This is a genomic window from Herbaspirillum sp. 3R11, assembly GCF_004563925.1.
Taxonomy (GTDB): Bacteria; Pseudomonadota; Gammaproteobacteria; order Burkholderiales; family Burkholderiaceae_D; genus Herbaspirillum.
This window is the reverse complement of record NZ_SPNJ01000002.1, coordinates 62,693-82,539: the sequence shown is the minus strand read 5'-3', so window position 1 is coordinate 82,539 and position 19,847 is coordinate 62,693. Positions and strand designations below refer to the sequence as shown.

19 protein-coding genes are annotated in these 19,847 nt (G+C 62.3%); 9 read left to right on the top strand and 10 right to left on the bottom strand.

Translation table 11 applies throughout. The annotated features are described in order from the left end of the window. Nucleotides 1-104 precede the first annotated feature (104 nt). On the bottom strand, nucleotides 105-443 hold the full coding sequence (locus E4P32_RS08565; RefSeq protein WP_116434578.1) for an NIPSNAP family protein: 339 nt from the start codon (nucleotides 441-443) through the stop codon (nucleotides 105-107). Nucleotides 444-537: 94 nt separating this feature from the next. On the opposite strand from E4P32_RS08565, the gene E4P32_RS08560 reads away from it, so the two are divergent. From E4P32_RS08560 to E4P32_RS08545, 4 genes are all read left to right on the top strand, one after another. Continuing rightward, the gene (locus E4P32_RS08560; protein WP_135008725.1) at nucleotides 538-801 is read left to right on the top strand and encodes a hypothetical protein; all 264 of its coding nucleotides are present in this window, start codon (nucleotides 538-540) and stop codon (nucleotides 799-801) included. A 115-nt stretch (nucleotides 802-916) separates the two neighbouring features. Next, on the top strand, nucleotides 917-1,810 hold the full coding sequence (locus E4P32_RS08555; protein WP_116434580.1) for a helix-turn-helix domain-containing protein: 894 nt from the start codon (nucleotides 917-919) through the stop codon (nucleotides 1,808-1,810). 178 nt (nucleotides 1,811-1,988) lie between these two features. After that, nucleotides 1,989-3,698 carry a thiamine pyrophosphate-binding protein gene (locus tag E4P32_RS08550; RefSeq protein WP_116434581.1) on the top strand — a complete coding sequence of 570 codons (1,710 nt, stop codon included), beginning with the start codon at nucleotides 1,989-1,991 and terminating at the stop codon, nucleotides 3,696-3,698. A 223-nt stretch (nucleotides 3,699-3,921) separates the two neighbouring features. Continuing rightward, nucleotides 3,922-4,419, top strand: coding sequence for a spore coat U domain-containing protein (locus E4P32_RS08545; protein ID WP_116434582.1), 498 nt, complete (start codon nucleotides 3,922-3,924; stop codon nucleotides 4,417-4,419). Between the two features lie 178 nt (nucleotides 4,420-4,597). On the opposite strand, the gene E4P32_RS08540 is transcribed toward E4P32_RS08545, so the two are convergent. Further along, complete coding sequence (locus tag E4P32_RS08540; RefSeq protein ID WP_116434583.1) at nucleotides 4,598-6,043, bottom strand: PLP-dependent aminotransferase family protein; 1,446 nt, start codon at nucleotides 6,041-6,043, stop codon at nucleotides 4,598-4,600. 343 nt (nucleotides 6,044-6,386) lie between these two features. On the opposite strand from E4P32_RS08540, the gene E4P32_RS08535 reads away from it, so the two are divergent. After that, a complete protein-coding gene (locus E4P32_RS08535; protein WP_116434584.1) occupies nucleotides 6,387-7,451 on the top strand; it encodes a helix-turn-helix domain-containing protein in 1,065 nt (354 codons plus the stop codon). 10 nt (nucleotides 7,452-7,461) lie between these two features. Here E4P32_RS08535 and E4P32_RS08530 read toward each other — a convergent pair whose 3' ends face one another. Beyond that, nucleotides 7,462-8,199 carry a CDP-diacylglycerol diphosphatase gene (locus tag E4P32_RS08530; RefSeq protein WP_116434585.1) on the bottom strand — a complete coding sequence of 246 codons (738 nt, stop codon included), beginning with the start codon at nucleotides 8,197-8,199 and terminating at the stop codon, nucleotides 7,462-7,464. 175 nt (nucleotides 8,200-8,374) lie between these two features. Here E4P32_RS08530 and E4P32_RS08525 point away from each other — a divergent pair, with 175 nt between their 5' ends. From E4P32_RS08525 to E4P32_RS08510, 4 genes are all read left to right on the top strand, one after another. After that, nucleotides 8,375-8,629, top strand: coding sequence for a type II toxin-antitoxin system RelE/ParE family toxin (locus tag E4P32_RS08525; protein WP_116434586.1), 255 nt, complete (start codon nucleotides 8,375-8,377; stop codon nucleotides 8,627-8,629). After that, nucleotides 8,613-8,939, top strand: coding sequence for a helix-turn-helix transcriptional regulator (locus E4P32_RS08520; protein WP_116434587.1), 327 nt, complete (start codon nucleotides 8,613-8,615; stop codon nucleotides 8,937-8,939). The genes E4P32_RS08525 and E4P32_RS08520 overlap by 17 nt, the downstream gene beginning before the upstream one ends. Nucleotides 8,940-8,960: 21 nt before the next feature. After that, nucleotides 8,961-9,803, top strand: a complete 843-nt coding sequence (locus tag E4P32_RS08515) for an aldo/keto reductase (protein WP_116434588.1) — start codon at nucleotides 8,961-8,963, stop codon at nucleotides 9,801-9,803. Between the two features lie 89 nt (nucleotides 9,804-9,892). Beyond that, nucleotides 9,893-10,624 (top strand): 2OG-Fe(II) oxygenase, encoded by a 732-nt coding sequence (locus E4P32_RS08510; protein ID WP_116434589.1) that lies wholly within the window; start codon nucleotides 9,893-9,895, stop codon nucleotides 10,622-10,624. 80 nt (nucleotides 10,625-10,704) lie between these two features. Here E4P32_RS08510 and E4P32_RS08505 read toward each other — a convergent pair whose 3' ends face one another. From E4P32_RS08505 to E4P32_RS08475, 7 genes are all read right to left on the bottom strand, one after another. Continuing rightward, nucleotides 10,705-12,825 (bottom strand): xanthine dehydrogenase family protein molybdopterin-binding subunit, encoded by a 2,121-nt coding sequence (locus E4P32_RS08505; protein WP_116434590.1) that lies wholly within the window; start codon nucleotides 12,823-12,825, stop codon nucleotides 10,705-10,707. Nucleotides 12,826-12,835: 10 nt separating this feature from the next. Further along, on the bottom strand, nucleotides 12,836-13,300 hold the full coding sequence (locus E4P32_RS08500; RefSeq protein WP_053200521.1) for a (2Fe-2S)-binding protein: 465 nt from the start codon (nucleotides 13,298-13,300) through the stop codon (nucleotides 12,836-12,838). Nucleotides 13,301-13,573: 273 nt separating this feature from the next. After that, a complete protein-coding gene (locus tag E4P32_RS08495; RefSeq protein ID WP_116434591.1) occupies nucleotides 13,574-14,587 on the bottom strand; it encodes a PDZ domain-containing protein in 1,014 nt (337 codons plus the stop codon). A gap of 43 nt (nucleotides 14,588-14,630) precedes the next feature. Next, nucleotides 14,631-16,115, bottom strand: coding sequence for a PDZ domain-containing protein (locus E4P32_RS24345; protein ID WP_116434592.1), 1,485 nt, complete (start codon nucleotides 16,113-16,115; stop codon nucleotides 14,631-14,633). A gap of 357 nt (nucleotides 16,116-16,472) precedes the next feature. Next, entirely contained in the window at nucleotides 16,473-17,774 is a 1,302-nt protein-coding gene (locus E4P32_RS08485; protein ID WP_116434593.1) for an LLM class flavin-dependent oxidoreductase, read from the bottom strand. 33 nt (nucleotides 17,775-17,807) lie between these two features. Next, nucleotides 17,808-18,599, bottom strand: a complete 792-nt coding sequence (locus tag E4P32_RS08480; protein ID WP_116434594.1) for a MetQ/NlpA family ABC transporter substrate-binding protein — start codon at nucleotides 18,597-18,599, stop codon at nucleotides 17,808-17,810. Nucleotides 18,600-18,850: 251 nt separating this feature from the next. Continuing rightward, entirely contained in the window at nucleotides 18,851-19,672 is an 822-nt protein-coding gene (locus E4P32_RS08475) for an IclR family transcriptional regulator C-terminal domain-containing protein (protein WP_116434595.1), read from the bottom strand. Between the last annotated feature and the right edge of the window lie 175 nt (nucleotides 19,673-19,847).

The following is a 19,847-nucleotide window of genomic DNA, read 5'->3' as shown; positions in this document are numbered from 1 at the left end:
TCTCCTCCAATATGGATGGTTATTTTTTTATGAGCGTCAGAGCGCTGGCGGATTGCTGGCTATGCTGGTCCTCGCCTGATTGAAAAATGGATCGGTGCCTGAATTTATTTCTGCGTAAGCGGCCATTGCAGCGGCGCGAATTTGGCCGGCGTCATCAGTTGGTTTTCCTGCGACACCAGGTAAGCGGCGTCGGCGCTCTTCTGCAGATATGCGGTCCAGGCCGGGTCTGCTTGCAGGCTGTCGCGGCGCGCGTTGCGGTCGGCGGCGTCCTGGTATACCCAGATGTGCGTGTAGCAATTGAGGCGACCGGATTCAGCGACCAGATACGCCAGCGGTTCGCCGAGGTGCTTGCGCTGGATGTCGAAGCCGTGTTCTTCGTACAGCGCCAGATGCTTTTTCAGGGCTCCGGGACGCGCGGTGTAGGTGCGGACGTCAAGCAACATAAAATTCCTTTCGAGTGATGCGGACAAGATGTAAAGATTTCAGGGACGAACGCACCCCCGCGACCGTTTTTCAGGTCGCGTCGGAAAGCTTCGTATGGAGATGGAACCGCCGGTGGAGTCAATGAAGCGCATCCGAAAAAACAGTTCCGATGCGCGGATTGAATCGGCATTGATCAGCGTGGTTCAGATGCTAACCAAGCCCTCCGGACGCACGGTAGGACTTAATTTCTTTTCTATTGGATTTTTCCACCGAAAGCCGGAATGCGCCGCAACATGCGGGCTTGCGCGCGATGCGGATGCCGCTTCACGGCTTTTCTTTTCGCGCGCGCTTGTATATCCTGTTCCGGTGCATCAATGACAGCGAAAACAATTTCCCGAGAGGAAATCACAGCGACGCGATGCGCAGGCAGCCGACCGAAATCAATCACAACAACGCGGCGGAGACATCGCAGGACGAACACTGAAGCGACCCCATGAAAGACATCCGTTTTCCCGACGACACGCCCAATTTTGAGGTCTCCGACTTCAGCGGCGGCCATGCGGAATTCGTATTCGACCTGGTCAAGCTGGAAGGCCGCAACGAAATCCCGCGCCCCTTCCTGCATCGCCACAGCTACTATCACATCCTGTGGATGAGCAACGCGCAGGGCAACCACGTGCTCGACTTCGACAACTACGGCATCGTGCCGCACTCGGTGTTTTTCATCTCGCCCGGACAGATCCACGGCTGGACCTCGGAGATCGACGCCAGCGGCTATGCGATCAATTTCAGTCCCGAATTTTTCCTGCAGGTTTTTCCGCGCATCGAAGAGCTGGCGGAGTTTCCATTCTTCCACATCGCCAATGCCGACCCGGTGCTGTACCTGACGCCGCAGCAGCATGACGAGCTGTTTCCGCTGCTCAAGGAAATCGAAAAGGAGAATGCCGGCGACCAGCGCTGGCGATACGACATCGTGCGCTCCTTCCTGCAGATTCTGCTGACCAGATTGCGCCGCCTGCACCAGCCGCATGACGCCGAGTCGGTGCTGCCGCGCAGCTACAGCCTGACCAAGCGCTTCAAGCTGCTGATCGAACAGCATTACCTTGAATTCGGCTCGGTGCAGGATTACGCGGCGCGCCTGTTCGTCACTGATCGCAAGCTCAACGAGGCGGTCAAGACCACTACCGGCCGCACCGCCACGCAACTGATCCACGATCGCATCCTGATGGAAGCCAAGCGACTGCTGGCGCAATCCGAACTCAGCATTGCCGAGATTTCGTATCGCCTCAACTTCGACGACTTCGCCTACTTCTGCCGCTTCTTCAAGAAGAACGTGCAGATGACGCCGGGCGAGTTCAAGAAAAAATTCTCGGCGCCGCTTTCCTGATTTCGCCGCCCTTCGCACCCGGCACTTTCTCCGAGAAGTACAGCAAATCTGCGGATTAGTCCTATCACCGGCAAATCGCCAGCTTGTATTCTCGTCTCAGTGATTGGCGGTCCCTTGCGACCGTCTGCTTCCCCTGTCAACCAACAACAGCCGGTGCGCCGGCATACAAGAGACGAGCATGTCAAAACTGAAAACCGGCGGCCAGTTACTGGTCGATGCGCTGCTGGCGCAAGGTGTCGATACCACGTTCTGCGTTCCGGGCGAGAGCTATCTGGACGTCCTCAATGCGCTGTACGACCACCAGCAGGAAATCCGCGTGATCTCGTGCCGCCACGAAGGCCCGGCCTCGTTCATGGCCGAAGCCTACGGCAAGCTGACCGGCAAGCCCGGCATCTGCTTCGTCACGCGCGGACCCGGCGCCACCAACGCCAGCATCGGCGTGCATACGGCGTTCCAGGATTCGACACCGATGATTCTGTTCGTCGGCCAGGTCGGACTCGACATGTGCGAGCGCGAAGCCTTCCAGGAAATCGACTACCGCCGCATGTTCGGCCCCTTCACCAAATGGGTGACCCAGCTCGACGACGTGTCGCGCGTCGGCGAATATGTGGCGCGCGCGTTTGCCGTGGCGATGTCGGGACGGCCCGGTCCGGTGGTGATCGCGCTGCCGGAAGACATGCTGACCGAGTCGACCTTCCCGCGCGACATCGGTAAGGTCGAACCGGTGCAAGCCTATCCCGATCCCGATGCGCTGCAGGAAATGCAAAAGCTGCTGCAACAGGCCAAGCGGCCGATGCTGATCCTCGGCGGCTCCAACTGGGATCAGGACGGCGTGCGCAACATCGAGCGCTTCGCGGCTCAGCACAACCTGCCGGTGGCGGCATCGTTCCGCCGCCAGGACCTGTTCGACAACCGCCATCCGAATTACGTCGGCGAAGTCGGCATCGGCGTCAATCCGGCGTTAGCCAAAATGGTCAGCGAAGCGGACCTGCTCATCGCGGTAGGTTCGCGCCTCGGTGAAATGGTGACCAGCGGCTACACGCTGCTCGATGTGCCGCGCCCCAAACAAAAGCTGGTGCATGTAATGCCGGCGGCGGAAGAACTAGGCCGCGTCTACCAGACCGACGTCAAGATCCTGGCGACGCTGAACGCCTTTGCGCGTATGGCGGCGCAATTGCCGGCGGTCGATGCGCAAGCCTGGCGCAGCTGGCAAAAGCAGGCGCGCGACGCTTATCTGGCCTATATCGAACCGCCGTCGCGGGTCACCGACTTCGACCCGGCGCTGGCGTTCCGCCAGATGCAGGACATCCTGAACCAGGACGCCATCCTGACCAACGGCGCCGGCAACTACACCGCCTGGGCACATCGCTACTACCAGTTCTCGCAACCCAAATGCCAGCTGGCGCCGACCAGCGGCGCGATGGGTTACGGCGTGCCGGCGGCGATCGCGGCCAAGCTGTGCTTCCCCGCCCGCCAGGTGATTTGCCTGGCCGGCGACGGTTGCTTCCTGATGAGCTCGCAGGAACTGGCAACGGCCGTGGCGCACCGCCTCGGCATCGTCTTCCTGGTGTTCAACAACGGCATGTACGCCACCATCCGCATGCACCAGGAAAAGAACTATCCCGGCCGCGTGATGGCGACCGATCTCAACAATCCGGATTTCGTGGCGTATGCAAAGTCGTTCGGCCTCGACGCCTGCGCCATCGACAAGACGGCGGAGTTTGGGCCGGCGCTGGAGAAAGCCCTAGGCATCGCCAGCTCGACCTCGATGCCTTACCTGATCGAGATCCGCCTGGACAAGGAAATGCTGACGCCGCGCGCTACTTTGTCGGGATTGCGTAAAACTGCGCTGGCAGAACGTGCGGACAGCAAGGAAAACCAGTCCTGACAAGGGTTGTCGGCGATATTTTCCATGCAGAAATAATATGGAGAAGTGTGGTGCGCAGTTGGTGTTTGTGTCGACTCAGGAATTTCCCGAAGCAATTTCGACAACGTTCAGGGAACTCCCGATACCGACAAAGATGGTGAAAACATAAAGTTCACCTGTGCCCGGCGAATTCGAAATCCTCGTAATGGACGAGGATGAAGCAGCCGGATCAGGAGAAAATGCCATGTTGAACATCAAGAAAAACCGCATCATCGCCGCTACTCTCGCAGCCTCCATCATGATTTCCGGCGCGCCGGTTTATGCGGCCACCGCAACCGGCTCGCTGGTCGTGACCGCCACCGTGCTAGCGTCCTGCACCGTGGTCGGCTCGACCGTCGCCTTCGGCAACTACACCAGCACGCAAGTGGACCAGACCGGCAACATCGCCGTCCTGTGCACCAACGGCACCTCGTACACCATCGGCCTGGACGCAGGCGCCGGCACCGGCGCCACCACCAGCGCACGCAAGATGACCGGCTCGCTGGGCGGCACACTGAACTACGCGCTGTATCGTGATTCCGGCCGCACCAACAACTGGGGTTCGACCATCGGCACCGATACCCAAGCCGGCACCGGTAGCGGCCTGCTGCAAAACCTGACCGTGTACGGCCGCATCGCTTCGGCGCAAACTCCGCTGGCCGGCGTCTATACCGACACCGTCACGGTTACCCTGACTTACTAAGCAACCAGGCAATACCGAAATACCGCTGCACCTCAACTCGCTTCATTTCTTCGACGGCCCGGCACGCGCTCACTGCGCGATCGCGACATGCCAGGGCGTCGACTGCCAGGTAAGTATCTGCTGCACCCCAAACAGATTTCCTGAATCGCCTGCGCGTCCGGCCTGAACCGGCCCTGCCTCAGCCGTCGAGCGCCTTCTTCAGGCGCTGCGCCAGCCGCGTCGCCATGGCGGCGTCGACCACGTTGGCAAAGCCGAGCAGCAGGCCGCGCTGCGGCTCTGCGTCGAGATACCAGCTCGACAAGGACTTGATGCCGAAACCGGCGGCATGGGCGCGCCCGACCAGCAGCACGTCGTCTTCATGCGCCGCCAGTCTCGCAACGATATGCAATCCGCCCGGCTGCAGTTCGATCTGCAGGCGGCTGCCAAAGGCCTGCTCCAGCGCCCGCACGAAGACGGCGCGGCGCTCGGCGTACAGCAGGCGCATGCGCTTGAGATGGCGCGAGAAATGTCCCTGTGCGATGAAGTCGGCGACGCCGGCCTGGAACAGATAGGGACATCCGGCGTTGAGGCTGGCGCACACGGTCTGGAAACGCTGCACCGCGCCGACCGGCACCACCACATAGGACAGCCGCAAACCCGGGAACATGACCTTGCTGAAAGTGCCGCAGTAAATCACGCGATCGGCCCGGTCCAGGCTCTTGAGCGCCGGCAGCGGCCGGCCCTGATAGCGGAATTCGCTGTCGTAGTCGTCTTCGATGATCCAGCTGCCGGCCTTGCCGGCCCAGTCCAGCAAGGCCATGCGCCGCTCCAGCGACAAGGTCACGCCGAGCGGACTCTGGTGCGACGGCGTCACCAGCGCAAAGCGCGCATCGGGCGCGCGCCGCACACCCTCCTCCACCATCAGGCCATGTCCGTCGACCGGTACCGGCTGCAGCCGCGCGCCGGCATTGCGCAGGAACAGTTGCGCCTGCAGATAACCGGGATCCTCGAACCAGAACACGTCGTCCGGCGTCGCCAGGCTGCGCAGCACCAGCTCCAGCGTGGCGCGATAACCGGCGGTGACGAACACCTGCTCGGGCAGGCAGGTCACGCCGCGCGACAAGCCGAGGTAGGTGGCGATGCGCTCGCGCAGCGGACCGTAGCCGGCCGGATCGGGATAAGCCATGGTGAGCGGCTCGCCGGTGCGCAGGCGATGGCCGGCGATGCGGTTCCAGACCTTGCGCGGGAAGGCGTCGAGCGCAGGCAGGCCGAGCTTGAGCGGCTCAGGCTCGCGGCCGTGATATTCGCCGGGCGTCGGCGCCAACGCGCCGGCGGCAGCCACCGCGAAGCGGCCCGGCGCGGCCGTCACCACAGCCGGCGCCGGCAAGGCCGGCGACACCACGGTGCCCGCCGCGCCGCGCACCTGCAGATAGCCCTCGTCGGTCAGGATGCGATAGGCGGTCTCGACCGTGCCGCGCGCGAGATTCAGTTCCGTGGCCAGTGCCCGCACTGCCGGCACCCGCTGGCCGGCGCGCAGATGGCCCTGAGCGATGGCGGTCTTGAAGCGCCGGCAGATCTGCAGGTAAATCGGCAGTTGCAGCGTGCGGTCGACGCTGAGTTCCAGGGGCGCGGGCGTGGTTTTCATGGACCAGTCGTTTGTACGTTTTTGAAGAGATGCGGGACGACAAGATAGTGGCACACTGCGGGCTGGTAGGCCATGGGCATGACGGTCCGGGGAGGTATTTCCGGGGAGAAATCAAATACCGGGATGCGGGCTTCACTCAACAAAATACGATGTGGCAATCATTTTTCTTTGCAGCAAGAACAGGATTGTTTAGAGTAGCTGCATTGCACAAAATCGCCGTCCCGCTGCATCTCCGAACTACTCTTTTTTATCGCCCGGCAATGATTCCTCCATCCCCAGCAGCCGCTCGCAGCGGCCGACTCTCCTCGACGGCGCCCGCAAGCGCCGGCGACGGACGACGTCCATGACGCGCGAGCATCAGGGCCTGGCGAGTCGTGTCATTGCGGCGCGCGGCAGGATGCCTTTGCCTGCAAATGGAGCAGGTACAGGTGCGCCGGCGTTCACCCACCATCATTTCAGCGTCGCGCAGCAGCCGGTCACGCTGCAGGCGCAAGCCTGGAGCGAACGCGTCAGCGGCCTGCTCGACACACCCATGTCGCGCACCCAGCGCCAGCAAAGTTTCACCGGCGAGATGGATTCGTATGTCTTCAAGGACATGATCTATCTCGACTGCCGCACCGACCCGCTGGCGCAGGCGCGCACGCTGGCCAAAATCTCGTGCGACAACGTGCGCGACTTCGTCTTCCACGTCGCCGTGGAAGGCATCATGGAAACCCTCACCGACACCCGCCGCGAACGCAAGTCGACCCAATTCGTGCCCGGCATCCTGGCGCTGGACATGGGCCAGCCTATGCGCATGCTGCGTCCGACCTATGCGCACGTGCTGGCCTTCTTCCTGCCGCGCGCCACGGTCGAAGCGGAAATCGCCGACGCCGATGCGCTGCACGGCCAGGTGCTGGCCTACACGTCGCCGCTGACGCGCCTGCTGCTGGCGCATCTGGTGGCGCTCAGCCAGGATCTGCGCAGCATGCCGGCGGCGGCGGCGGAAGAAGCCATCCGCGTCTGCGTGGACCTGCTGCTGGCCGCGTTCGGCAAGCAGCAGCGCCTCACCGGCAGCGCCCGCTCCGCCGCCCAGTCGATGCTGCGCGGCCAGATCCAACGCCACGTCCAGAGTCGCCTGTATCACAAGGATCTGACGCCGGAAAGCGTGCTGCGCGCCTTCGATCTGTCGCGCCCGACCCTGTATCGCATGTTTGAAAGCGAAGGCGGCCTCGGCACCTACATCCGCAATTGCCGCCTGCGCGAAGCCGCCGAGGAACTGGTCAGCATGCGCCGCACGGCGGTCATGGAAATCGCTTACGGCCTGGGCTTCAGCAGCGCCTCCGACTTCACGCGTGCGTTCCGCCGCGCCTATGGCATGACGCCGCAGGATTTCCGTGCGCTCGGGCTGGACTTGCGCCAGTCCTGAGGCGGATGACTCAGCGCGCGATGGCGCAATCGTGATCAAGCAGGACTTCAGCGCTGCCGAATTCCCCGCGGTCGAAATTGACCGGCATGTTGATCAGGTAAAAACCCTCGGCGCCGTCATCGAAGCGCGCCCCCGTCAGCAACAGCGACTGCGCGCCCATCGCGTTGGCGGCATGCTCGCTGCGCGCGCCGGCCAGCTTGAACGGATCCTGCGTCTGCAAGGCATCTGCGTCCAGCCGCATGACCCAATAGCGATGTCCCTCGAGCATGAACGGCATCCATTTTCCCAAGGGATCGCGCCGGTGTGCGCGCAACAAACCCGGCACGTCGCGGCGCATGCAATCGATATGGATGTGCAACTGTAGTTGGCTGCGCGCGGCGGCGGAATTGATTTCCAGGCCGAGCTGGGCCGGTTCCAGCGGCCGTCCCAGCGCCGCGCCGACGCGACCGCGCTGCTCCCACGCATGGCGCCAGTAATTGGGCCATTGCGGCTGCAGCAGTTCACGGCTTTCGATGCCGGTCAGGCGCACGGTCGGGATCAGCAGATATTGGGCCGCACCGACCAGGTCCTTGAGGATCACGAAGCCGTGTTCGCGGTCGACCATGGCGCACGGTGCGGGATCGCCGGAAGCAAGGCTGTTGGGCAAGCATTTTCCGTTCGCGATCTGCCACAGCGCGTCGGGATTGGCGGCGTGGACCGGAGCAGCCGCTGCGATCAACAGAGCAAGTAGCAGGAAAAAAATGCGCATGGATCGGTGACGGTAGGTTGGGAGGATTCAGCTTAAGCGGCGAATATGTCGGCGTCGTTACGGCCGGACCGCAATGCCATCCCGCGATCATAATCGTTCCTCTCATACGACGTAGGCAAGGATACGAAATATAGCCTTTATTGCAAAAAGCTATATTTAAGCTATAATTTTTCGCATGAATTCCGTCAAATGGACACCCAAGGCAGCGAAGCAACTCCGCAAGCTGGACGTGCAATTGCAAAAGCCGATCCGCGATGCGGTCACTTCTCTGGAAACGATGCCGGATTGCCAGAATGTGAAGTCAATTGCAAATCACGAATACGGCTATCGACTCCGAATAGGCAACTATCGAGTATTGTTTGATTGGTTCGGCGAAATCAGAATCGTCGAAATTCAAGAAGTAAGGAAACGCAATGAACGCACCTACTAACATTCAGATGATCAATGGACCGGACGGCAAACCGGCCTTTGTTGTCTTGCCCTACGATGAATACATGCGCCTGTATGAGTCCGAAAATGAACTCATCCCGAACGAAGTCGTGAGCGCCACCGTTGACGGCGCCACGCCTGTCCGCGCCTGGCGAGAGTACTTGAAATTGACGCAGGCGGAGGTTGCCGCACGCCTCGGCATTTCGCAACCGTCTTATGCGAAACAGGAGAACAGCGACAAACTCCGGCCAGCCTCCGTGACGAAGATCGCAGCAGCTTTGGGCATCACCACCACCCAGTTGGATTTTTGATTCAAGGGAGCCTTTGACACCATGAAACCCATCCCGACGATTACCCTCAAGAACGGCGACCGCGTTCCCGCGCTCGGCCAGGGCACCTGGAACATGGGCGAGTCGGCCGCACGCGCCGCCGATGAAGTGCGCGCGCTGCAGCACGGCATCGCGCTCGGCATGACGCTGATCGACACCGCCGAAATGTACGGCGACGGCGGCGCTGAAAAGGTGGTGGGCAAGGCCATCGCCGGCCGCCGCGACGCCGTCTATCTGGTCAGCAAGGTGCTGCCTTTCAACGCCTCGCGCGCCGGCACGGTCAAAGCGTGTGAAGCCAGCCTCAAGCGCCTGCAGGTCGAACGCATCGACCTCTACCTGCTGCACTGGCGCGGCGCGCATCCGTTTGCGGCCACCATCGAGGCCATGGAAACGCTGATCGACCACGGCAAGATCGGCGCCTGGGGTGTCAGCAATCTCGATCTCGACGACATGCAGGAACTGCTCGAGCAGGACAACGGCCATCATGTGCAGGTCAATCAGGTCTTGTACAACCTGTCGCGGCGCGGCGTCGAGTTCGACCTGCTGCCATTCGGCGCCGAGCAGAACATCGCCCTCATGGCCTATTCGCCGATCGAGCAGGGCCGCATTCTCAAGGACGCCGCACTGGCCGCCGTGGCCAAACGCCATGGCGTCACGCCGGCGCAGGTAGCGCTGGCCTGGACCCTGCGTCGCCCCGGCGTGATCTCGATTCCCAAGGCGTCGACGGTACAGCACGTGCAGGACAACCGCACCTGCCTGGACCTGATCCTCGATGCGACCGATCTTGCCGAACTCGACCGCGCCTTCGCGCCGCCGAAGAAGCGCCGTCCCTTGGAAATGCTGTAGCCGAATTCGAAAGCAAGCGCCGGAGTGCCGGCGCCGCCTCGCCCTCCTACACTGGATCCCTATCGATTTGCAGGCGAGAGGATGCAGTAATGAACACAGCAGCAGACCACAGCGATGCCATCGTCGCGCGCGCCGCCGCGCTGGACTGGCAGGACATCGCCACCGAACTCAACGAATACGGCTGCACCGTGCTGCCCGGCCTGCTGCAGACGCAGGAGTGCGAAGCGTTGATTGCCGGCTATGCGTGCGACGAACGCTATCGCAGCCGCGTGGTGATGGCGCGTCACGGCTTCGGACGCGGCGAATACAAGTACTACCGCTACCCCTTGCCGGAGTTCATCGGCGCGTTGCGCACTGCCTTCTATGCCCACCTGGCCCCGCAAGCCAACCGCTGGAACGAGGCGATGGGCATCGACATACGCTATCCCGCCGCGCATGAGGACTTCATCATGCGCTGTCACGCCGCCGGACAGTTGCGGCCGACGCCGCTGATCCTCAAGTACGAGCGCGGCGACTACAACTGCCTGCACCAGGACTTGTACGGCGAACACGTGTTCCCGATTCAGATGGCGATCCTGCTGTCGGCCCCGGGGCACGATTTCAGCGGCGGCGAATTCGTCATCACGGAACAGCGTCCGCGCATGCAATCGCGCGCGGAAGTGGCGCCGCTGCTTCAGGGCGACGCCCTGCTGTTTGCCGTCAACGAGCGGCCGGTGGCCGGCACGCGCGGCTACTACCGCGTCAAGATGCGCCATGGCGTGAGCCGTCTGCGTTCAGGCCATCGCTATACGGTGGGCGTGATTTTCCACGACGCGCTGTAGACGTAAAAAAGCGCCTCCGTTTTTCAGCGGAGGCGCGATCCTGATTTTGCTGCAGCTACCGCATCTGCTTCACATGCTGCTCAAGCCGATTTGATATTGTCCGGCGACAGCGGAATCTTGCGCACGCGTTTTCCCGTCGCCGCAAACAGCGCATTGGCCACCGCCGGCCCGACCAGCGCCGTGGCCGGTTCGCCGATGCCGCCGGGCTTCTCGGTGCTCTTGACCAGCGTGACGTCGATGCGCGGCATCTGCGACATGCGGATCACCGGATAGTCGTGGAAGTTGGTCTGCTGCACGCGCCCCTTGTCGAGCGTGATTTCCGAACCCAGCACCGACGACAGGCCGAAGGCGATGCTCGATTCGATCTGCGCTTCCACGGTGTCGGGATTGACCATGCGGCCGAGGTCGGCGGCCACCCACATCTTGTGCACGGTGATCTCGTTGTCCTTCACCGAAATCTCCGCCACCTGCGCCATGTAGGTGTCATAGCCTTCCATCAACGCGATGCCGCGGCTGCGTCCTTTCGCCAGCGGCTTGCCCCAGCCGGCCTTGGTCGCGGCGATCTTCAGCACGTTGGCGAAGCGCGGCTGCTTGTCCAGCAGCGCCAGCCGGTATTGATAGGGATCCTTGCCGGCGGCTGCGGCCAGTTCGTCGATGAAGCTTTCGTTGGCGAAAGCATTGAGCGCATGGCTGACCGAGCGCCAGTAGCCGACGCGCAGGCCGCTGTCGTGTTCGATCAGTTCCTGCGTCATGTTGGGGATGTCGTAGCCGACCACCGCCGCTTCCGCCATGAAGGGATCGAGCGTGCCCTTGGGCAGGCCGAAGGCGCGCTGCGTCACCGATTGCGAGGTCAGCTGGAAGGTCAGCGCCACCGGCTTGCCGGCAGCGTCGAGCCCGGCCGCCATGCGATGGAAGGCCATCGGCCGGTAGAAATCATGGGTGGTGTCATCCTCGCGGCTCCACAGCAGCTTGACCGGCTTGCCGACCGCCTTGGAAATCTGCGCCGCCTGCACCGCGAAGTCGTATTCCAGACGCCGGCCGAAGCCGCCGCCGAGGAAGGTGGTCTGCACCGTGACGTCTTCCGGCTTGAGGCCGACCGCCGCCGCGACGTTGCCCTGCGTACCCTGCTGGAATTGCGCCGGGCCGATCACCAGGCATTTGCCGTCTTTGTAGTCGGCAGTGAAATTCTGCGGCTCCATCGTTGCATGCGCCAGCAGCGGCGACCAGTATTCGGCCTGCATGGTCTTGGCCGCGCTCTTCATGGCGGCGTCGGCGTCGCCGGTTTTCTTGATCGGCGTCGGCGCATCCTTGGCGTTGCGGATGCCGTCCATCATCGAGGCGTTGTCGATGGCCGCGCCCGCGCCTTCATCCCAGGTGACGGTCACGGCTTCGCGCGCCTTCTTGGCATGCCAGTAGCTGTCGGCCACCACCGCCACGCCGTCGCGGATCTGCACCACATCGATCACGCCCGGCATGGCCTTGGCCTTGCTCGCATCAAAACTGACCACCTTGCCGCCGATCACCGGACACTGTTCCAGCGAGGCGTAGACCATGCCCGGCAGCTTGACGTCGATGCCGAACACCGCGGTGCCGTTGACCTTGCGCGGCGTGTCGAGACGCTTGGTCGGCTTGCCGATGATCTTGAAATCTTTCGGATCCTTCAGCACCACGTCCTTCGGCACCGGCAGCTTGGATGCGGCGTCGGCCAGTTCGCCGTAGGTCGCCTTGCGCCCGCCCGGACCGGTGACCTTGCCGTCGCCGGCCTTGAGCGTGGCGGCGTCGACGTTCCATTGCTGCGCCGCCGCCGTGACCAGCATGGTGCGCACCTGGGCGCCGGCTACGCGCAGCTTTTCCCAGCCGTCGCGCACCGAGGTCGAGCCGCCGGTGAGCTGGCCGCCGAGCAAGGCGTTGGTGTAGACCTCGCCGACCGGGGCTATCTCGACCTTGATCTTGCGGATGTCGACGCCGAGTTCTTCGGCAATCAGCATCGGCATCGAGGTGTAGACGCCCTGGCCCATTTCGGAGCGCGCAGAAATCAGCGTGATGGTGTTGTCATCGGCAATATGGACCCAGGCGTTCGGCGTATGCAGCATGCCGGCCGCCTGCGCTACGCTGACCGCGCCCGGCAGGCTGACGCCGAGCGTGAGGCCGCCGCCGACCAGCGCCGTTACCTTGAGAAAATCGCGTCGTGTGGTTGTCATGGCGATCTCCTCAGGCCTTGCGCATTTCAGCCGCGGCGCTCTTGATGGCGGCGCGGATGCGGTTATAGGTGCCGCAGCGGCAGATGTTGCCGCTCATGGCGTTCTCGATGTCGGCGTCGCTGGGATTCTTGTTGGTGCGCAGCAGCGCTGCGGCGCTCATGAGCTGACCCGACTGGCAATAGCCGCACTGCGGCACGTCGTGCGCGATCCAGGCTTTTTGCAGCGGGTGGGAATTGTCTTTGGAAAGGGATTCGATCGTGGCGACCTTCTTGCCGGCGGCGGCCGAGACCGGGGTCTGGCATGAGCGGATGGGCGCGCCGTCGAGCTGCACGGTACAGGCGCCGCAGAGCGCCATGCCGCAACCGAACTTGGTGCCGGTCAGACCGATTTCATCGCGGATCACCCACAACAGCGGGGTATCCGGTTCCGCTTTGACTGTGACTTGCTTGCCGTTGAGGTTGAAGCTGGTTGTCATCTTTTAACTCCTCCGACGTCCTGTTGGGTAGAACATCGGGGAAGACGTCACTCCATCCGGATGTCCGTGCCTGGCGCAACCGGGAATGCCGGGGAGAATGAAGCGGAGACAGTGTCGGAGTAGACCCGCCGGACAGCGCGGCGGGCAATTCCGTCTCGATTGCGTTTGCAGATCATAGGCTTATCCGTGGAAACTTGCAGGAGGAATTTTCCGCTATTCCCGCCTGTATACGGCGCTGGCAGCGGGATTGCGGCCGGCGCCATGATCGACAGCTCAGCGCGGCGCCACCTCCAGCGTCAGCTCATGCATCTTGCGCGCACGCCAGACGCGCAGCGGCACATTGAAGCCGGTACGCATGGCATCAAGGATGGTCTGCGCTTCTGCACGTGAACGCACTTCCTGGCCGCCGATTTCGACGATCACATCCTGCGCGCGCAAACCGGCCTTCGCGGCAGTGCCGCCCCTGGCGACCTCGCCGACCAGCGCACCTTGCGCCGGATTGAGTGCGAGTTTTTTCGCGGTTGCGTCGTCAAGGTCGTTCAATTGCAGGCCGATCGTTTTGCCTGCACCGGCAGCCGAGGCTGATGCGCCTGCTGGTGCGCTGACAGCGACGGCCTTTGCAACAGTGCGGCGCGGCGGCGGTTTGGAGGCCGGCGTCCATGGTACCGAGACGCGGCTGGAACTGAGGTTGCCGAACATCTGGCCCCACAGTTTTTCACGGGCGGCGTCGGCCTTGGCGCGCGAGTCTTCGCCCTGGCACAGCGCACTTGCCGGTTTAGGCGCGTAACGGCCTTTCAGATAGGCGTCGAATTCCTTTTGCTCATGCTGTCCCTGATCGGCATACCAGTCCACGTAGGCGAACACGGTCGAAAAGTAAATGGCGCCGACGCCACCCGGCTCCGCATACCAGCAAAAACCGTACATCGGCACTTCACCTGAAGCGGGCACCTTGGCAGTAACGCCGGCGACGCAACCCTGTTCGGCGCGTACCTGGTTGATGGCGTCGATGTGCCAGCCGAAGGTCTTCCGGGTGAAGGCTTCCGTGGCGGGATCGTTTTGCGACTTGCCGAAGGTCTGCGCCATGCTCGCCAGATAAGCGCAGTCATGGCCGCGATAGGCGGAGGTGCCGATGCCCATGCTTTCGGGCGTGGCATTGTTTTCGACGGTGCTTTGCATGGCCGATTGCATCATCGGCGAGATCACGGAATGCACGGCCGTGCAGCCCGACAGCACGATCGCGACGCAGGCGGCGGCGGGCCAGGCGAGCGCCCTCGGGAAGGTATTCATGAGATGTCCCTGAAATAGATGATCGGCAGCGGCTCAGTGCATCTCAGCGCGGTATCCAATAGACCGCCAGCGTGTCCTTGCCGGTCGTCGCCAGCGTCTGCTTGGTCGCGGCCGTCGCTTCATTGCGTGCATTGATGATGGCCTCCCGCGACTTGCGGCACACCGCATAACCGGGTGCGTTGCCGAACTCCGCGCCGATGCCGCGCTCGATCAGGTAGGCACGGAACTGCGCGCCGATGGCCGGATTGATGTCCTCCGCAGCGTCGGCTGCCGACACCACGAATTCATAACTGACGGCGCCGGTTTTAGCGGCGGCATTGGCATTGATCCAGGCGAAGCAATAGCCCGGTGCGGCGCTCGGCAACAACAGTTGCGAGACTTGCGGATCGAGCGTGACCTGCGCATATTCCAGCTTGCGGTTGCGCCAGATGCCCAGCTTGATGGTGGAGGCTGCGGGCACGCGTCCCAGCAGTTGAGCGAGTTGCTCCTTGTTTTCGATTTGCCGGCCATTGAGCGAGACGACGACGTCCAGCGTTCTGAGACCGGCCCGGTCCGCTGCGGCTCCCGGCAGCGCACCGCCGATCAGTACGCCTTGCGGTCGCGGCAGGCCGAGCGCGGCTGCAATGGCAGGCGGCATGTTTTCCAGCACGCCGACAGCGCTCATGCCGTATTGCATGCCCATCCATCCGTGCGTGGCCAGCAACGGCGTGCTCATGGATGGCGCGGTATCGGGATCGGTGGTGACGATCGGCGCGGCGGGTGCAGCAGGTGCAACTGATGCAGCAGCAGGCGACGCAGCGTGCTCGTCCTTGCTCACCACCACGGTGACGTTGCGCGTCTTGCCGGCGCGTGCAACACGCAGCGGCGCCTTGTAGCCGGGGCGCATGCGGCTGACGATCTGGTCGAACTCGGCCGGCGTCGACACCGGCTGGCCGTTGACTTCGACAATCACGTCGAGCGGCTTGATGCCGGCCTTGTCGGCGGCGCTGCCCTTCTTTGTCTCGATGACGAGAGCGCCTTTCTGATCAGCCATGCCCTGCGATTTTGCGATAGCCGGCGAGACGTTATCGACGCTGATGTTCAGCGTGCCCTGATTGGTGTTGGCCGCCGCAGTGGAAGCGGCTGCGGTGGCGGTGGCGGGGCCGGTCGGCGTGGATGCCGGATTCTTCGCAACCGTCGGCGGCTTGGCGGCAGGGCAGGATTTCTCGCCCTGAATCTGCCTGACGACGGAGAGGTTCATTTCAGCGACGGCGATGTCGACGCGATCCGCCTTGGCCTGGCCCTTGCGCAGGTCTTCCTGATAGATCGGGATCATGCCTTCCAGCACCGGACAGTCGGCGGTGCGCAGGGACGTCAGCGTGATGTTGCGCATTTCGGGGGAAGTCATCTCGGCAACCATGTCGTAGGACGATGCCCGCGCCGACAGAATCATGTTGACCGGATCCAGCGCTCCACAGCCTGCCAGCAAGGACGCCGCCACCACACAAGCCGCGCAAGTCTTCCCCTTCAACACATTGATCATGTCCATCCCTGTCGTTATTTGATTTTGAATAAAAATAACAGCAGGATGCGGCGCATCCGGGATCAGGAAAACGGGAGAATTTTGCGCATGGAAATATTGGCTTGCAGCACATTTTCAATTCTGCGTTTCCATCAAGAAACGAAAGAATTTCCCCCATGCATCAAAGCGCCGCGCACTGTGCTTAGTCTTGCGCTTTGCACGCACCCTCTGCTGTTATTTTTTGCTTGCCGGCGATCTTAACATCGGAAAAATCCAGTGCCTATCGCTGCTTCAACGCGATGCAATTCGTGGCGGACTTGCCACGCCTCGAAAAAAAATGCCGCCCGAAGGCGGCATCATCGATTATCGGCATCGCGCCCGCCATCAGGCAATTCCCAGATGCCCGCGCAGCGTCGATTGCGCATACTCGGTGCGGAACACGCCCTTGCTTTGCAGCCGCGGCACCACGGCTTCGGTGAACTCATTCAGCCCGCCGGGGAAATGCGTGGGCAGGACGTTAAAGCCGTCACAGGCATTCGTCTGCAACCAGTTCGCCATTTCGTCGGCGATGAAATCCGGCGTGCCGACCATCGAATGGTGCGTGCGCGTTGCCGCCACCCGCGCGGCCAGTTGTCCGAGGTTCAGCTTGTCGTCGTTGGCGATCTTCATGATGTTCTGGAAGCGCCCTTTCTGTCCCTTGATCTTGTCGATGTTGAAGATGTCCGGCAACGGCGCGTCCGGGTCGAACGCGGAGAGATCGGTCTCCAGCCATTGCGACAAATACCTGATCGCGGCGACGGGCAACACCTGACTTTCGAGGAAGGCCTTCTTCTCTTTGGCTTCGGCAAAGGTGTCGCCGATCACCGGGATGAAGCCGGGAAGTATCTTGATGTGATCGGGATTGCGTCCGAACTTCGCGGCAGTCTGCTTGATGTCGGCGTAGAAAGCCTGGCCCGCTTCGCGATTGACTACCGAGGCAAAGATCACGTCGGCGGTGCGCGCCGCGAATTCACGGCCCACGCCCGATGCGCCGGCCTGCACCAGCACCGGTTCGCCGTAGGCGGACGACGGCACGTTGAGCGCGCCTTCCACCGAGAAATGCTTGCCGCGATGATGTATCGCCCGCACCTTGGCGTCGTCGGCGAACTGTCCCGAGGAGCGGTCGAGCACCAATGCGTCCGGCTCCCAGCTGCGCCACAGCTTTTTGACGACGTCGACGAATTCATCCGCGCGCTCGTAGCGCAGCTCGTGCGACAAGGCTTTTTCGAGATTGAAATTGCGCGCCTCGGACTCGCGCATGGAAGTGACGATATTCCAGGCGGCGCGACCACGGCTGAGCAGGTTCAGCGTCGCGAACTTGCGCGCGACGTGATACGGATCGGTGTAGGTGGTGGAGACGGTGGCGGTCAGGCCGATATGCCTGGTGTGGGCCATGATGGCCGACAGCAGCACGATCGGCTCGAGCTGGAAGGTGGTGGTGTACGCCGTGTTGTTCTCCGGCAGCAGCGTCAGCGCGTCCGCCAGGAACACCATGTCGAACTTGGCCGCCTCGGCCGCTTTCGCCAGATTGATGCTGTAGTCGAGCGTGAAGAGATTGTCGCTGTCGGCGTCGGGATGCCGCCAGCCGGCGAAGTCATGCCCGGCCTTGTCGAGGAACAGGCTCAGTATCAAATTCTTTTGTGTCATGTCATTGCAGCCGTAGGGCCGTGATTACCAAAGTTACCAGAGCACCTTGAAGGCGGGATATTTTTTCTGGATGTAGTCCTTGACGGCCGGGCTGCGGAAGATGGCGACGAACTTCAGCACCTTGGGATCATCCTTGTTGTTCTCGCGCGCCACCACGACCTGGTGGAACAGCGGATCGCGCAGGTCTTCCGTGACGAAGGCGGTCGCCGGATCGATGCCGGCCGGCAGGTAGACGTAAGGCGAGATCGCCGACAGGTAGACGTCATCCAGCGCGCGCGCCAGTTGCGGTCCTTCGAGCTCGACGATCTTTACTTTCTTCGGATTGGAGACGATGTCGAAACGTGTAGCTTCGATGCCGACGCCGTCCTTCAGTTTAATGACACCGGCTTTTTCCAGCAGCAGCAAACCGCGCGCGCCGTTGAGCGGATCGCTGGCGATCGCAACCGAGGCGCCGACCGGCAGGTCGTCGATCTTCTTGAGCTTGCGCGAGAACAGGCCGGACTGGATGCTCCAGATCGACGCCACCGGCACCAGCTTCAGTTTGCGTTGCTTGAGCTGAGTGTTGAGGAAGGCGGTGTTCTGATAAAAGTTGACGTCCAGGTTGCCGTCGTTGAGCGCGATGTTGGGCGAAATCCAGTCGCTGATTTCAACGATCTGCACGTCCAGCCCTTGCGCCGCCGCTTGCTGCTTGACGAACTGGACGACGTCGATGGTCACGCCGGGGTTGAGGCCGATGCGGATCGTGTCATTGGCGTGCGCCGACACGACGGCGGAGAACATGGCGAGGGCCAGCGCCAGGCGCTGCAGTTTCTTGGAAAAGATCATGGCGGTTTTCTATGAGCTGAGTGCGCGCCCGCCGGGCGTCTTGCCCGAATCCGGATGCGTAGGTTTGAAATTGAATCCGGGCCTAGTGTAGGTCCCGGCGCCGACTGCACCAACGTAGAAAACCGCGCTAGGTTATGCGGTTTTCATTGCAGTTGGAGAGCGGCAACAGCGAAGGTGAACGAGCTCGCTTTTTGCGGACGTCGATGGTCATCGCGAAGGAGACGATGACTGTGGAGAAGGAGTAAATCAGGCTACAGCAAGGCACCTGCTTCGACTTGTATTTTCAGCAGCGCAGGCAGGCAGCGTTCGACCATGTCTTCCAGTTTCATGCGCGCAGCATGGACGCTGATGTTCATCGCCGCGACCACCTCGCCGCGGAAATTGCGCAGCGGCACGGCCATTGTGCGCAGGCCCAGTTCCAGTTCCTGATCGACCAGCGCATAGCCCTGCTCGCGCACCCGGACGATCTCCTGTTCGAGTTGCGCCTTGTCGGTCATGGTGTGCGAAGTAATCTGCTCAAGCTCCAGCTTTTCCAGTATCTGCACCATGCGCTGATGCGGCAGATTGGCCAACAGGATGCGGCCGTTGGCGGTGCAATACGCCGGCACGCGCGTACCCGGTTGCAGCGTGGTCGACACCAGCTGGCCGGCGCTGACCGCCGCAACGCACACCAGTTGATCGTGATCGAGCACGCCGCAGGAGGCCGCCTCGCCCAGCGAATACGCCAACCGATACAGCAACGGTTGGACGATGCGCGGCAGGCGCGCCGAATGGAGGTAGGACTGGCCGAGGCGCAGCACGGTCGGCGTCAGCGAAAAAGTCTTGTGATCGTGCCGCATGTAACCCAGGTGGGTCAGCGTAATCAGGTAGCGGCGCGCAGCCGCGCGCGTCAGGCCGGTCAGTTGCGCGACCTCGGCGATGGTGAGGCGCGTGCGTTCCTGGTCGAAGGCCTCGATCACTTGCAGGCCCTTCTCCAACCCGGCGACGATGTCGCGCTTGAGCGGTTGCCCAAGTCCGCCGTCTTGTCCGGCGTCTTCTGTATGGCGCGACAGATCAGGTGCAATGGGAGCCATGGTTTCCTCGATGGACGGCAATGATAGAAAAATCCCTATTTGTGCGATTTTCGCACAAATAGGGCGATTGGCGAATGTTGTGCACTGCTCAGCGCTTGTGAGCGCCAGCACGCATTCCCTATGATTTGGCACCGCCCGCAGAACGCGCAAAAGACTTGCACATGCCGTTCCGGGC

Coding starts and splice junctions, on each gene's coding strand:
- E4P32_RS08565 (WP_116434578.1), bottom strand. CDS start 443: ATGTTGCTTGACGTCCGCACCTACACCGCGCGTCCCGGAGCCCTGAAA.
- E4P32_RS08485 (WP_116434593.1), bottom strand. CDS start 17,774: ATGACACAAAAGAATTTGATACTGAGCCTGTTCCTCGACAAGGCCGGG.
- E4P32_RS08525 (WP_116434586.1), top strand. CDS start 8,375: ATGAATTCCGTCAAATGGACACCCAAGGCAGCGAAGCAACTCCGCAAG.
- E4P32_RS08520 (WP_116434587.1), top strand. CDS start 8,613: ATGAACGCACCTACTAACATTCAGATGATCAATGGACCGGACGGCAAA.
- E4P32_RS08540 (WP_116434583.1), bottom strand. CDS start 6,043: ATGAAAACCACGCCCGCGCCCCTGGAACTCAGCGTCGACCGCACGCTG.
- E4P32_RS08515 (WP_116434588.1), top strand. CDS start 8,961: ATGAAACCCATCCCGACGATTACCCTCAAGAACGGCGACCGCGTTCCC.
- E4P32_RS08480 (WP_116434594.1), bottom strand. CDS start 18,599: ATGATCTTTTCCAAGAAACTGCAGCGCCTGGCGCTGGCCCTCGCCATG.
- E4P32_RS24345 (WP_116434592.1), bottom strand. CDS start 16,115: ATGGACATGATCAATGTGTTGAAGGGGAAGACTTGCGCGGCTTGTGTG.
- E4P32_RS08475 (WP_116434595.1), bottom strand. CDS start 19,672: ATGGCTCCCATTGCACCTGATCTGTCGCGCCATACAGAAGACGCCGGA.
- E4P32_RS08500 (WP_053200521.1), bottom strand. CDS start 13,300: ATGACAACCAGCTTCAACCTCAACGGCAAGCAAGTCACAGTCAAAGCG.
- E4P32_RS08545 (WP_116434582.1), top strand. CDS start 3,922: ATGTTGAACATCAAGAAAAACCGCATCATCGCCGCTACTCTCGCAGCC.
- E4P32_RS08560 (WP_135008725.1), top strand. CDS start 538: ATGGAGATGGAACCGCCGGTGGAGTCAATGAAGCGCATCCGAAAAAAC.
- E4P32_RS08550 (WP_116434581.1), top strand. CDS start 1,989: ATGTCAAAACTGAAAACCGGCGGCCAGTTACTGGTCGATGCGCTGCTG.
- E4P32_RS08510 (WP_116434589.1), top strand. CDS start 9,893: ATGAACACAGCAGCAGACCACAGCGATGCCATCGTCGCGCGCGCCGCC.
- E4P32_RS08530 (WP_116434585.1), bottom strand. CDS start 8,199: ATGCGCATTTTTTTCCTGCTACTTGCTCTGTTGATCGCAGCGGCTGCT.
- E4P32_RS08495 (WP_116434591.1), bottom strand. CDS start 14,587: ATGAATACCTTCCCGAGGGCGCTCGCCTGGCCCGCCGCCGCCTGCGTC.
- E4P32_RS08535 (WP_116434584.1), top strand. CDS start 6,387: ATGACGCGCGAGCATCAGGGCCTGGCGAGTCGTGTCATTGCGGCGCGC.
- E4P32_RS08505 (WP_116434590.1), bottom strand. CDS start 12,825: ATGACAACCACACGACGCGATTTTCTCAAGGTAACGGCGCTGGTCGGC.
- E4P32_RS08555 (WP_116434580.1), top strand. CDS start 917: ATGAAAGACATCCGTTTTCCCGACGACACGCCCAATTTTGAGGTCTCC.